The 12,466-nt window shown below is 68.9% G+C and carries 11 protein-coding genes; 5 read left to right on the plus strand and 6 right to left on the minus strand.

Annotated elements, in window-relative coordinates; all coding sequences use genetic code 11:
* Positions 1-45 precede the first annotated feature (45 nt).
* The 4 genes from DY023_RS12420 to DY023_RS12435 form a co-directional block, all read right to left on the minus strand.
* Positions 46-1,530, minus strand: coding sequence for an alanine/glycine:cation symporter family protein (locus DY023_RS12420; RefSeq protein WP_116242660.1), 1,485 nt, complete (start codon positions 1,528-1,530; stop codon positions 46-48).
* An 89-nt stretch (positions 1,531-1,619) separates the two neighbouring features.
* On the minus strand, positions 1,620-2,618 hold the full coding sequence (locus DY023_RS12425; protein WP_116242661.1) for an Fpg/Nei family DNA glycosylase: 999 nt from the start codon (positions 2,616-2,618) through the stop codon (positions 1,620-1,622).
* A 1-nt stretch (position 2,619) separates the two neighbouring features.
* On the minus strand, positions 2,620-3,105 hold the full coding sequence (locus tag DY023_RS12430; protein WP_116242662.1) for a ribose-5-phosphate isomerase: 486 nt from the start codon (positions 3,103-3,105) through the stop codon (positions 2,620-2,622).
* Between the two features lie 60 nt (positions 3,106-3,165).
* On the minus strand, positions 3,166-4,350 hold the full coding sequence (locus DY023_RS12435) for a ferrochelatase (protein WP_116242663.1): 1,185 nt from the start codon (positions 4,348-4,350) through the stop codon (positions 3,166-3,168).
* A gap of 152 nt (positions 4,351-4,502) precedes the next feature.
* Here DY023_RS12435 and pepN point away from each other — a divergent pair, with 152 nt between their 5' ends.
* From pepN to DY023_RS12455, 4 genes are all read left to right on the plus strand, one after another.
* Entirely contained in the window at positions 4,503-7,073 is a 2,571-nt protein-coding gene (gene pepN / locus DY023_RS12440) for an aminopeptidase N (protein WP_116242664.1), read from the plus strand.
* Positions 7,074-7,146: 73 nt separating this feature from the next.
* On the plus strand, positions 7,147-8,226 hold the full coding sequence (locus DY023_RS12445) for a mechanosensitive ion channel family protein (protein ID WP_116242806.1): 1,080 nt from the start codon (positions 7,147-7,149) through the stop codon (positions 8,224-8,226).
* Positions 8,223-8,654, plus strand: a complete 432-nt coding sequence (locus DY023_RS12450) for a globin (protein ID WP_116242665.1) — start codon at positions 8,223-8,225, stop codon at positions 8,652-8,654. The genes DY023_RS12445 and DY023_RS12450 overlap by 4 nt, the downstream gene beginning before the upstream one ends.
* Before the next feature lie 36 nt (positions 8,655-8,690).
* Positions 8,691-10,355, plus strand: coding sequence for an FAD-binding dehydrogenase (locus DY023_RS12455; RefSeq protein WP_116242666.1), 1,665 nt, complete (start codon positions 8,691-8,693; stop codon positions 10,353-10,355).
* On the opposite strand, the gene DY023_RS12460 is transcribed toward DY023_RS12455, so the two are convergent.
* Entirely contained in the window at positions 10,352-11,017 is a 666-nt protein-coding gene (locus tag DY023_RS12460; RefSeq protein ID WP_181905844.1) for a DUF8185 domain-containing protein, read from the minus strand. The genes DY023_RS12455 and DY023_RS12460 overlap by 4 nt on opposite strands.
* Before the next feature lie 66 nt (positions 11,018-11,083).
* Here DY023_RS12460 and DY023_RS12465 point away from each other — a divergent pair, with 66 nt between their 5' ends.
* On the plus strand, positions 11,084-11,959 hold the full coding sequence (locus tag DY023_RS12465; RefSeq protein ID WP_116242668.1) for an acyl-CoA thioesterase: 876 nt from the start codon (positions 11,084-11,086) through the stop codon (positions 11,957-11,959).
* Between the two features lie 24 nt (positions 11,960-11,983).
* On the opposite strand, the gene DY023_RS12470 is transcribed toward DY023_RS12465, so the two are convergent.
* On the minus strand, positions 11,984-12,457 hold the full coding sequence (locus tag DY023_RS12470; RefSeq protein WP_116242669.1) for an acyl-CoA thioesterase: 474 nt from the start codon (positions 12,455-12,457) through the stop codon (positions 11,984-11,986).
* Between the last annotated feature and the right edge of the window lie 9 nt (positions 12,458-12,466).

Genomic DNA, 12,466 nt, shown 5'->3' on the forward strand with positions numbered 1-12,466 from the left:
CGGCGCCCCGGAGGACGCTCCCCGGGGCGCCGTCGCCGTGGCGCATCACTTCTCGGTGCCGACCACCGGGATCGCCTGCGTCTTCCACTCCTCGAAGTCCCGATCGCCGGCCATGAAGGCATCGATCTGATCCTTCGAGGCCAGAAGCTTCGGGTCGTTGTCGAGGTATCTCTTCGTCTCGCGGGCGATCAGGCCCGACAGGATGAGCAGTCCGATCAGGTTCGGGATCGCCATCAGTCCGTTCATCACGTCGGAGAACGCCCAGACCACACCCAGCTGCACCGTGCAGCCGATGAACACCACGAGCGAGAACACCACGCGGAACGGCATCACCGCGCGGCGCCCCAGCAGACGCTCGATGCAGCGCTCGCCGTAGTACGACCAGCCCAGGATCGTGGACCCGGCGAACATCACCAGACCGATCGTGACGATGTAGTGTCCCCACTCACCGGGCAGACCGTGCGAGAACGCCTCACCGGTCATGAGCGCCGGGCTGATCTGCGCGCCGGTCTCGGGATCGGTCATGTCCCACACGCCGGTCGTGATGATCACCAGCCCGGTGCAGGTCACCACGATGATCGTGTCGATGAACGTCTGGGTCATCGACACCAGCCCCTGACGAACGGGGTGCGTCGTCTTGGCCGCAGCCGCGGCGATCGCCGCCGACCCCATGCCGGACTCGTTGGAGAAGATGCCTCGGGCGACGCCGAACTGCACGGCGATGATGATCGCCGACCCGGCGAAGCCGCCGACCGGCGCCGTGCCGGTGAACGCGTCGGTGAAGATCTGCGCGAAAGCGGCGGGGACGTCGGCGATGTTGGCGATCAGGATGTAGAGGGCGCCGAGCACGTAGAAGATGATCATGATCGGCACCAGGCCGGCCGTCACGCGTCCGATCGACTTGATGCCGCCCACGAGAACCAGCATCGCGAAGGCGGTGAGGACGAGCCCCGTCACCCACGTCGGAACGCTGAAGCTGTTCTCCATGTTCGTGGCGATGGAGTTGCCCTGGGTCATGTTGCCGATGCCGAAGCAGGCGAACACCGCCGCGATCGCGAAGAACAGCGCGAGGAACTTGCCGAACCTGTTCGGGATGCCCCGCTCCAGGTAGTACTGCGGGCCGCCGGACTTCTCGCCGGCGGCATCCGTCTTGCGAAAGCGCACGCCGAGGAACGCCTCGGAGTACTTCGATGCCATGCCGAGCAGACCGGTCACCCACATCCAGAACAGCGCGCCGGGGCCGCCGATGCCGATGGCGGTCGCGACGCCCACGATGTTTCCGGTGCCGACTGTGGCGGCCAGCGCCGTGGTGAGCGCCTGGAACTGCGAGATGTCACCGTCGTCCGCGCCCGGGTCCTTACGGGTGAAGATGCCCAGGCGAAGTGCCGCACCGAGACGGAGGAACTGCAGGCCGCCCAGGCGGATGGTCAGATAGAGGCCGGTTCCGAGCAGCAGCGGGATGAGGATCCACGGTCCCCAGATCCAGGAACTGATCTTCTCGAGAACGGATTGCAGGCCGGAAAGGTCCATGGGATCTCCTGTCGCGTCGTTGCAGAGGACCCCGTCATCTTTTCACAGCGTGCTCTCAGGCTTGCATCCTCCGTGCGGTGAGTCGAGGATCAGCGCTGGCAGGAAGGGCACCAGTACAGCTTCCGCGCCCCGATCTCCTCCAGTGCGATCTCCGTGCCGCACACCCGGCACGGCAGGCCGGCCCTGTGGTACACCCAGTGCCGGTCGTCGCGACTCGCCATCGCCGCGCGGTACTCGTCCGGCGACAGGTCGTCCATGGTCATCATCTGCCCGGTCTCGACGCCGATGGCCAGCAGGCGCACCCAGTCCCGCCAGAGCTCGCGCACGACGTCCTCGGGCACCTGCTTGCCGGGAGTGTGCGGGTTCAGCCGGGCCCGGAACAGCATCTCGGCACGGTAGACGTTGCCGATCCCGCTGACGACCGCCTGATCCATCAGGAGCAGCGCGATGGGCGTGCCCTTCTTCCGCACGGCGGCGGTGAAGCGCTCCTCGCCCTCCGCGGGGTCCCCGACGAGGGGATCCGGCCCCAGTTTCGCGATCGTGGCGAGCATCTCGTCCGGCGTCTGCACGTGGCAGGCGGTCGGGCCGCGCAGGTCGGCGCACGTCACGTCCGTGAGCAGGCGCACCCGGACCTGCCCGACCACGGGCGGCGGCCACTGGTCGCCCTCGTCCTCGAGGCCCTTGGTCTGCTCCGACATCCGGACATGCACGCGTGTGCGCCGCGGCGCCCCGATCGAGGTGAGCGAGTTCTCGCCCGCGTCGTCGAGGATCGGGGCGTCGAGATCGGTGCCGCGCTGGTTCGTCTGTCCCATGCGCCCGTTGGCCGACGCGATCGTCGGATCGACGAGGATCTCGCCGGCGAAGTCCCACGCGCCGTAGAGGCCGAGGTGCACGCGCAGCCACGCGTCGCCGTCGAAGCCGAGGAACATCTGCTTGCCGACGGCCTTCGCCTCGAGCAGTTCGCGCCCGCTCAGGAACTCTGCGCCCTCGGAGAAACGTCCCTGCGGACTGGAGGCGCGCACCTCACGGCCGACGAAGTTGCGGTCGAACTGACGGGCGATGCGGTGGACGGAATGGCCCTCTGGCATCTCAGGCCCGCGGGTCCGGAAGCAGAGATCCGTCGCGCTCGAAGTCGGCGATCTGACCGATCCGCCGCACGTGACGCTCCTCCTGGGAGAACGGCGTGGCGATGAAGAGGTCGATGAACGAGGTCACCTCGTCGAACGTGTGCTGACGCGCACCGATCGAGATCACGTTGGCGTCGTTGTGCTCACGGGCGAGCTCCGCCGTGGAGGCGTTCCAGACCAGTGCGGCCCGGATGCCCTCGACCTTGTTCGCGGCGATCTGCTCGCCGTTGCCCGAGCCGCCGAAGACGACGCCGAGCGCCTCGACGCCCGCCGACTGGTCGGCGACGACGGCCTGCGCCGCACGGATGCAGAACGCCGGGTAGTCGTCCAGCGCGTCGTAAGTCAGCGGCCCGTGGTCGACCACCTCGTGTCCGGCCGCGCGCAGGTGCTCCTGCAGGCGAGTGGAGAAGTCGAGTCCGGCGTGATCGGTGGCGAGGTGGATGCGCATGGATTTCATCCTATTCGGCGCGGGACCCGCCACCCCGGCGCCGACGGACTTCTCATCGCGTCACGGAGCGAGGCCCGCCGCGGCGGGCTTGAACCCGGCGCGAACGTTCTCGCAGCATCCAGGCCGGCAGATGTCGAACGACGGGCCCAGATCTGTCACGTGAGCGCGGTCCGCGGGGGGACGGCCCTCGAGCCGCTCCTGGACGAGGTCGACGATCCCCGCGACGAACCCGGCCGACACACCCGGTGTCGGTGTGCGGACGAAACGCAGGCCTGCACCTTCCGCCGCCTCTCGCGCCTCGGTGTCGAGGTCCCACAGCACTTCCATGTGGTCGCTCATGAATCCGACGGGTACGACCACGACGGCCTGCCGGCCCCGCTCCGAGAGTTCCTCGATCACGTCGCAGACGTCGGGCTCGAGCCACGGCTGCGAGGCGGGGCCCGACCGCGACTGGTACACGAGCTCCCACGGCACGTCGGCGGCCGAGGGCATCAGCTGGGCGACGCGATCCATCACCCAGGCGGCCACGGCCTCGTGCTGCGCGGCATAAGCACCGCCCTCACCCCAGTCCACGTCACGGGGGCCGGAGCGCACCGCGTCGGCGGACGGAATGCTGTGCGTCGAGAAGAGCACCTGCACCGCATCCGGTGCGATCCCGTCCGCGAGGAAGCCGGAGATCGCGTCGTGCACGCCGTCCACGAACGCCTGGACGAAGCCGGGGTGATCGAAGAACGGACGGATCTTGTCGATGGTGACGACGTCCTCGTACTGCGTGCCCCCCAGGACGCGCGCGAAGTCCTCTCTGTACTGCCGGCAGCTCGAGAACGAGCTGTAGGCGCTCGTCGCGAACGCGAGCAGCGTCGTGTGGCCGTTCGCCGCCGCCTCTGCGACGGCGTCCTCCAGGTACGGGGCCCAGTTGCGATTGCCCCAGTACACGGGCAGATCGATCGAACGTGCGGCGAGCTCCTGCTCCAGTGCCGCCTTCAGCGCCCTGTTCTGACCGTTGATGGGGCTCACGCCCCCGAAGTGGCGATAGTGATGCGCCACCTCTTCAAGACGCTCGTCGGGGATCCCCCGCCCGCGGGTGACGTTGCGCAGGAACGGGATCACATCGTCCTGCCCTTCGGGGCCGCCGAAGCCGGCCAGCAGGATCGCGTCGTAGGCGACGGGGGACTCCACGTAGGGCGCGCCGGAGGCGGCTGCGGCGGAGGCGAACGGAACGGAATCGACAGGGTTGGCGGTCACCCGACCATACTTCCACCGCTCCCTATGACTGGCCCGATCTCCGGCGCCGTGGAATTCGGCGGCGCGGATGCCTGGCGTAGGCTGTCATGGTTGCCGTCGGCGCCAGCAGCGCCGGACCGTGGCGACACCCCCTCACCACTGGGAGAACAGCTGTGCCTGGAGAGAACCTCACCCGCATCGAAGCGCAGGAGCGCCGCGACGTCATCGACACGCAGTCCTATGAGGTCACCCTCGACCTCACCAAGGGCGAAGAGGTGTTCGGGTCGCGCAGCGTCGTGCGCTTCACGGCGACGCCGGGGGCCTTCACCTTCATCGACCTCATCGCCCGCGACGTGCGCGAGATCTCGCTCAACGGAGAGCAGCTCGACCCCAGCGCGGTGTTCGCGGACTCGCGCATCGCGCTTTCCGACCTGCAGGCGGAGAACGTGCTGGTCGTGGACGCCGACTGCCTGTACACGAACACCGGTGAGGGCCTGCACCGCTTCGTGGACCCCGTCGACGGTGAGGTCTACCTCTACTCCCAGTTCGAGGTGCCGGACTCCCGGCGCGTGTTCGCGGTCTTCGAGCAGCCCGATCTGAAGGCGACCTTCCAGTTCACGGTCACCGCCCCTGCGGCGTGGAAGGTCGTGTCGAACTCGCCGACCCCCGAGCCGATCGTTCACGACCCTTCGTCGGGCTCAGGGACCGGTCAGATCGCCACCTGGGGCTTCGAGCCCACCCCGCGCATCTCGTCGTACATCACCGCCCTCGTCGCGGGTCCCTACGAGGCGACGTTCTCGGAGCTGACCAGCGCCTCGGGCCGGGTCATCCCGCTCGGCGTCTACGGCCGCAAGAGCCTGTGGCAGCACCTGGACGCCGATTACATCTTCGACAAGACCCGGGAGGGCTTCGCGTACTTCGAGTCGAAGTTCGGCGTTCCGTACCCGTTCGCGAAGTACGACCAGCTCTTCGTCCCCGAGTTCAACGCGGGCGCCATGGAGAACGCCGGCGCCGTGACCTTCACCGAGACCTACGTGTTCCGCAGCAAGGTGACCGACGCCGTCAAGGAGCGCCGCGTCGTCACGATCCTGCATGAGCTGGCGCACATGTGGTTCGGCGACCTGGTCACCATGAAATGGTGGAACGACCTCTGGCTCAACGAGTCGTTCGCCGAGTGGGCGTCGACCATCGCCACCGCCGAGGCCACCGAGTGGACCGAGGCGTGGACCACGTTCAACGCCATGGAGAAGACCTGGGCCTACCGCCAGGACCAGCTGCCCTCCACGCACCCCGTCGTCGCCGAGATCAACGACCTCGAGGACGTGCTGGTCAACTTCGATGGAATCACCTACGCCAAGGGCGGATCGGTGCTCAAGCAGCTGACCGCCTGGGTCGGCATCGACGCGTTCTTCGCGGGCGTCTCGGCGTACTTCCAGAAGCACTCCTGGGGCAACACCGAGTTGAGCGACCTGCTCGTCGAGCTGGAGCGCACCAGCGGCCGCGACCTCACCTCCTGGTCGAAGAAGTGGCTCGAGACCGCCGGCGTCAACACGCTCGCTCCGGTGATCGCCGAGGACTCCAGCGGAGTGATCACCCGGTTCGCCGTCACTCAGACCGCACCGGCGGACTACCCGACGATCCGCCCGCACCGCCTGGGCATCGGCTTCTACGACCTCGACGGCGGCGCTCTGGTGCGCACCCACTACGTGGAGGTCGACGTCGACGGGGACCGCACCGAGATCCCTGAGCTGCAGGGGCTGAAGCGCCCTGCCCTGGTGCTGCTGAACGACAAGGACCTCGCCTACGCGAAGATCCGCCTCGACGACAAGTCGCTGGCCACGGCCATCGAGCACCTCTCCGACATCAGCGACCCGCTCGCCCGCTCCCTGGTGTGGGGCGCGGCCTGGGACCAGACCCGCGACGCCGAGAGCAGCGCGAGCGACTACATCGACCTGGTGCTCGGCAACATCGGCCGCGAGACCGAGTCGACCACCATCCGCACGACACTGGCGCAGCTGGGCCTCGCCGCCTCGAGCTACGTCACTCCTTCGCAGCGTTCCGCCGCTCGCGAGAAGGTGGCCGACGGGCTGTGGGCGCTCGCGCAGAGCGCCGTCGCCGGCAGCGACAGCCAGCTGCAGCTGGTGACCGCGTTCGCGAACATCCTCGTCACCCCGGAGCACGCCGGCGTCGTCGGCCGCCTCCGGTCCGGTCAGGAGACCCTGCCGGGTCTCGAGATCGACGCGGACCTGTCCTGGCAGCTGCTGGTCGGGCTCGCCGCGGTCGGCGCGACGGATTCCGCCGCCATCGATGCCGCCCTCGCAGCCGACAACACCTCGAAGGGCGCCGAGTTCGCCGCACAGGCACGTGCTGCGCTTCCCACGGCTGACGCCAAGCAGGCGGCGTGGACGTCGCTGGTCGACAACGCCGACCTGCCGAACACGATCGTGCGCGCTGCCGCAGCAGGATTCGTGCACCCCGCGGGCGTCGAGGTCCTCAGCGACTTCGTGCCGAAGTACTTCGAGATGCTGCTGCCGATCTGGGCGTCGCGCACGTACCAGATCGCCGACTACCTCGTGGTGGGCCTGTACCCGCGCTCGCTCGCGAGCGTGGAGCTGCGGGACGCGACGCGGGCCTGGCTGTCGTCGAACCAGGATGCCGCACCCGCGCTGCGCCGTCTCGTGCACGAGAACCTCGCAGACGTCGAGCGCGCCCTCGCCGCTCAGGCCCGCGACGCCGAGGACTGAGCTCCAGCGTCTCCGATGAGGCCTCTCCGCACTCAGCGTGCGGAGAGGCCTCATCGGTAGGATCGAGGGGATGATGCTCCTCCCCTTCGCTGCCGCTGACGATCCCACCGACCCCACCTTCTGGGAGACGGTGCTGAAGGTGCTCGGCGTCGTCGGCACGAAGCTTCTGAACATCGCGATCATCGTCGCCGTCTGCATCGCGATCGCCTTCCTGCTGCGCCTGGTCATCCGACGCGTCGTGCACCGCATCGTCGACAACGCCAAGAACAAGGCGGACGTGGCCGACACCGTCGCGCTGGAGCGCTCCCCGCTCGCGGATATGCGGCTGGTGCAGCGCACGCGCACTCTCGGAACCATCCTGCAGAACATCGTGAACGTCACCCTCGTGGTCGTGGCGCTGGTCCTCATCGTCACCACGGTGAACCCCGACATTCTCGGCTCCCTCACCCTGCTCACGGCCGCCGTCGGCGCCGGGCTCGGCTTCGGCGCGCAGAACATCGTCAAGGACGTGTTGAACGGCATGTTCATCGTCGCCGAGGACCAGATCGGCATCGGCGATGTCGTCGACCTCGGCCTCGCCACCGGAGTGGTCGAATACGTCAGCGTCCGCATCACGCAGGTGCGTGACGTCAACGGCACGCTCTGGTACGTCCGCAACGGCGAAGTCACCCGCATCGGCAACATGTCCCAGGGGTGGGCGCGCGCGATCGTCGATCTCGGGCTGCCGGTCGACAGCGACCTGGATGACGTCGAGCGGACCATGCTGGAGACCGCGCAGGCCCTGGCGAAGGATCCGAAGTGGCGCACCAGGATCATCGAGAAACCGGAGATCTGGGGGCTGGAGTCGATCGCGGGCGATGCCCTCGTGGTGCGCGTGGTGATCAAGACCAGGGCGAACGCCAAGGACGACGTGGCGCAGGAACTGCGCGCACGGCTGAAGAAGGCCTTCGACGAGAGGGAGATCGCCGTCCCGAGCATGGCCGCGGTCAGCCCGACAGGTCTCGAGGGCGCCCGTCGCGTGCGCGGCGCGAACCCGCCGAAGACCCGGCCCAATGCGATCACGGGCGTGCCGCCCGTCGAGCGCGGCATCTGGCGGCGCAAGAAGAGCGGCGGGACTCCCGACGGCAGCACCACGGAAGGCGGCAAGAAGTGACGTTCTACGACGAGATCGGCGGACACGAGACGTTCGAGAAGATCGCGAGCGTCTTCTACCGCGAGGTCGCGCTCGATCCTGTGCTGCGCCCGATGTACCCCGAGGAGGACCTCGGTCCCGCCGAGGACCGCCTGCGGATGTTCCTCGAGCAGTACTGGGGCGGGCCATCCACCTACGGCGAGCAGCGCGGCCACCCCCGGCTCCGCATGCGGCACGTGCCCTTCCACGTCGACCCGGATGCGCGGGACCGCTGGCTCACGCACATGCGGACGGCGCTCGACGAGGCTCAGCTCTCTCCGCTGCACGACGCGACGTTCTGGGACTACCTGCAGCGCGCCGCGCATTCGCTCGTGAACACCTTCGAACCCTCCGGAGTCGGACCTGTGCAGCAGGCGCAGATCCGCCCCGATCTCGGTCTCACCTCGTAGCATCCGCCATTCGCATCGACGACGAAGGAGTCGCCAATGTCCACCAGTACCCGCGAGACCGACGTGCTCGTCATCGGCTGGGGTCTGTCCGGCCTCGTCGCCGCGTCCGAGGCGGTGACCGCAGGCCGGCGCGTCACCGTGATCGACCAGGAGCCGCGCTCCAACCTCGGCGGCCAGGCATGGTGGTCCTTCGGCGGCCTGTTCCTCATCGACTCGCCCGAGCAGCGCAGGATGGGCATCCGCGACTCCCTCGAGCTGGCCAGGGAGGACTGGTTCGGCAATGCCGGCTTCGATCGCCCCGAGGACGAGTGGCCCAGGCGCTGGGCGGAGGCGTACCTGCAGTTCGCCGCCGGCGAGAAGCGCTCCTGGCTGCGCGAACGGGGAGTCGGCTTCTTCCCTGTGGTCGGCTGGGCCGAGCGCGGTGGCTACGGCGCGATCGGGCCGGGCAACTCGGTGCCGCGCTTCCACATCACGTGGGGTACCGGTCCCGGCATCGTCGCGCCCTTCGTCGACGCCCTGTCCGAGGCTGAGAAGGCGGGCAGGCTGACCGTGCTCCCCCGGCACAGAGTCACCGCGCTGACGACGACCGACGGCGTCGTCACCGGCGCTCACGGCGACGTGCTCGCCGACAGCCCCGCAGATCGCGGCGAGATGAGCAGCCGCGAGGTCGTCGGAAGCTTCGAGATCACCGCGGCGGCGACGATCGTGGCCTCCGGCGGCATCGGCGGAAATCACGACCTCGTGCGAAAGGTCTGGCCGGAACGGCTCGGCACCGCACCGCAGCACATGCTCACCGGCGTGCCCGCCTACGTCGACGGCTCGATGCACGAGGTGGCACGATCCGCCGGTGCTCGTCTGATCAACGAGGACCGGATGTGGCACTACGTGGAGGGCATCACCAACTGGGATCCGGTGTGGCCCTCACACGGCATCCGCATCCTCCCGGGCCCCTCCTCACTGTGGCTCGACGCCACCGGAGCGCGACTGCCCGTGCCCCTGTTCCCCGGCTTCGACACACTCGGCACACTGGCGCATCTGCGCAGGACGGGTCACGACCACTCCTGGTTCGTCACGTCCCTGAAGATCGTCGAGAAGGAGTTCGCTCTCTCAGGCAGCGAGCAGAACCCCGATCTCACCGGCAAGGACGTCCAGCTGCTGGTGAAGTCCCGCCTCGCCAAGGGCCCGACCGGCCCCGTTCAGGCCTTCCTCGACGAAGGGCCGGACTTCATCGTCGAGGACGATCTGGATACGCTGCTCGTGCGCATGGCCGCGATGCCCGGCGGTGAGGCGCTCGACCTCGACCGCGTGCGCCGCGAAGTGATCGCGCGCGATCGCGAGATCGACAACGACTTCACCAAGGACGCCCAGATCGGGATGCTGCGCTCGATGCGCGCGTACCGCGGCGACAAGCTGATCCGCACCGCGTCACCGCACCGGCTGCAGGATCCAGCCGCGGGTCCGATGGTCGCCGTGAAGCTGCACGTGCTGACCAGGAAGTCGCTGGGCGGCATCCAGACCGATCTCGACGGCCGTGCGCTCGACGCCTCCGGCGAGCCGGTCGGCGGCCTGTACGCGGCCGGCGAGGCCAGCGGGTTCGGCGGCGGCGGAGTGCACGGTTATCGTGCACTCGAGGGCACGTTCCTCGGCGGATGCCTGTTCTCCGGACGCCAGGCAGGGCGCGCAGCCGCGCAGCAGCGCTAGACGACGGCGCCGGTCGCGCGCACGTCGGTGAGCCCCGTGACGGCGGGACCGCGGCTCAGCACGTGACCGCGCCGGAACGCCAGACGCGTCCAGCGACCCGAGACCGTCACCGGCACCCGCTCCTCGCCGGCGAGGAATCCGAACGCCTGCGCGGCGAACGCGACGCCCCGCGGCAGGCCGAGCAGGTCATCATCCGGCTCGCCCCAGACGGATGCCCGGATGCCGCGCACGACCTCCTCGCCGGACTGCGTCCCCGCGCCGCGCGCCACCGCGGACATGCCCCACTGGGAGCGCTCCGTGATCGTCGCGGCCTCCAGCGACCCGACGGGCTGCCAGCCACCGCGGGGCGGTGCCACCCCCGCCCATGCGGGTGACCGGCTGGTGTCCGGCAGCTGGAGCATCCGGTCGTCGTCGGTGTCCGAGAGATCGTCCACGACCAGATCGCACTCCAGCTCGGGGTCGGCGTGCACGATGCGCATGGCCAGCACGGTCGGCGTGCGGTCGAACAGCCCCTGCGGCGCGAGTGCCGCGGCGGTGAGGGCGAGCACGCCGTTCGCGGCCTGGAGACGCACCCCGTCATCCGAGATCGCGCGGGAGCGACCGAGGAACGTCAGCACGTCCTGGGCGGTGTGAGCATCGGCGAGGACGAGACGAGGAGGCACGACATCTAGACTATCCATCGGTGCCCCGTGCCGCCCCGGCCGGCGTCATCGAGTGAAAGGCGGGCGATGGACGCGCAGGAGACGGTCGACGGACTGCTGCAGGTGCTCACTCTGGACGTGTCGGGAGCGCGCACGACCGAGGACATCTTCACCGGCATCTCGCACCCGATGCCGACCGGCCGGATCTACGGCGGACAGGTGCTCGCGCAGTCGGTGATCGGCGCGGAGCGCACGGTCGCCGAGGGCAGGATCCTGCACTCGATGCACGGCTACTTCCTGCGGCCCGGAGACGCGGCCAAGGGCATCACGATCGCCGTGGATCGCATCCACGACGGACGCTCGTTCTCGACGAGACGTGCACAGGCCTATCAGAACGGTGTCCCGATCTTCTCGATGATCGCCTCGTTCCAGGACGACGGGCCCGGTCTCGAGCATGCCGCGCCGATGCCGGAGGGCATCCCCGATCCGGACACCCTGGCAGGCGACGAGGCGCTCTCTCCCGGCATCCACCCGCTGTCGCAGCGGATGCTCACCGATCGCCCCGTGGACATGCGCCACGTGGAAGGACCGATCTACGTCGAGGCAGGGGCCGAGCGCGTGGCCGCTCAGGCGGTCTGGATGCGGATGCGCGCGCCACTGCCGGATGCCCCGAGCCTGCATCGCGCCGCGCTCGCGTACCTCAGCGACATGTCCATCCAGGAATCGATCCTGCGCGCACACGGCTTGTCCTGGGCCGAGCACGGCCTCAAGGTCGCGAGCCTGGACCACGCGATGTGGTGGCATCGCTACGCACGTGTCGACGAGTGGCTGCTCTACGTGCAGGAGTCACCGAACGCCCGAGGCGGCCGCGGGCTCGCCGCCGGCAGGATCTACACCCGGGACGGCGTCCTCGTCGCCAGCGTCGCACAGGAGATCATGATCCGCGTGCCGTCCGGCGACTGACGCCCTCTGGCCGCGGGGCCGGCCTCAGCGGTGCGCGTAGCGGATCGGCTCGTCGATGTACGGGCCCCACGCCTCGCGCATCTCCTGCGTGATCCGGGTGGGGCGGCCGCTCGCGGCATCCACCAGCACGATCACCGCCGTGGAGCGTGCGTACAGGGTGCGCCCGTCCGTCGCGATCGGGCTGTACACCTCGTAGCAGACCTCCATGCTGGAGCCGCCGATCTTGCCGAACCACATCTCGACGTCCAGTGGATGCCGCTGATAGGGCACCGGCGCCAGGTACTCGATCTCCTGCCGTGCGACGAGCGTGAGCATGCCCTGGCTGATGCCGGGATCGAGGATCGCGGTCGGCGGCCCCTCCTCCCCCTCGCCGGGGACCCAGAACGCACGCACCCGCGCCTCCTCGAGCAGCTTCAGCATCGAGGTGTTGTTGACGTGGTTGTACGCGTCCAGGTCTCCCCAGCGCAGGTGCACGGGAAGGTGCAGGTGATCCGCCATCGCGCCGCC

It is taken from the genome of Microbacterium bovistercoris (assembly GCF_003387575.1).
Lineage (GTDB): Bacteria > Actinomycetota > Actinomycetes > Actinomycetales > Microbacteriaceae > Microbacterium > Microbacterium bovistercoris.

Coding starts and splice junctions, on each gene's coding strand:
- DY023_RS12470 (WP_116242669.1), bottom strand. CDS start 12,457: ATGGCGGATCACCTGCACCTTCCCGTGCACCTGCGCTGGGGAGACCTG.
- DY023_RS12445 (WP_116242806.1), top strand. CDS start 7,147: ATGCTCCTCCCCTTCGCTGCCGCTGACGATCCCACCGACCCCACCTTC.
- DY023_RS12425 (WP_116242661.1), bottom strand. CDS start 2,618: ATGCCAGAGGGCCATTCCGTCCACCGCATCGCCCGTCAGTTCGACCGC.
- DY023_RS12430 (WP_116242662.1), bottom strand. CDS start 3,105: ATGCGCATCCACCTCGCCACCGATCACGCCGGACTCGACTTCTCCACT.
- DY023_RS12455 (WP_116242666.1), top strand. CDS start 8,691: ATGTCCACCAGTACCCGCGAGACCGACGTGCTCGTCATCGGCTGGGGT.
- DY023_RS12465 (WP_116242668.1), top strand. CDS start 11,084: ATGGACGCGCAGGAGACGGTCGACGGACTGCTGCAGGTGCTCACTCTG.
- DY023_RS12420 (WP_116242660.1), bottom strand. CDS start 1,530: ATGGACCTTTCCGGCCTGCAATCCGTTCTCGAGAAGATCAGTTCCTGG.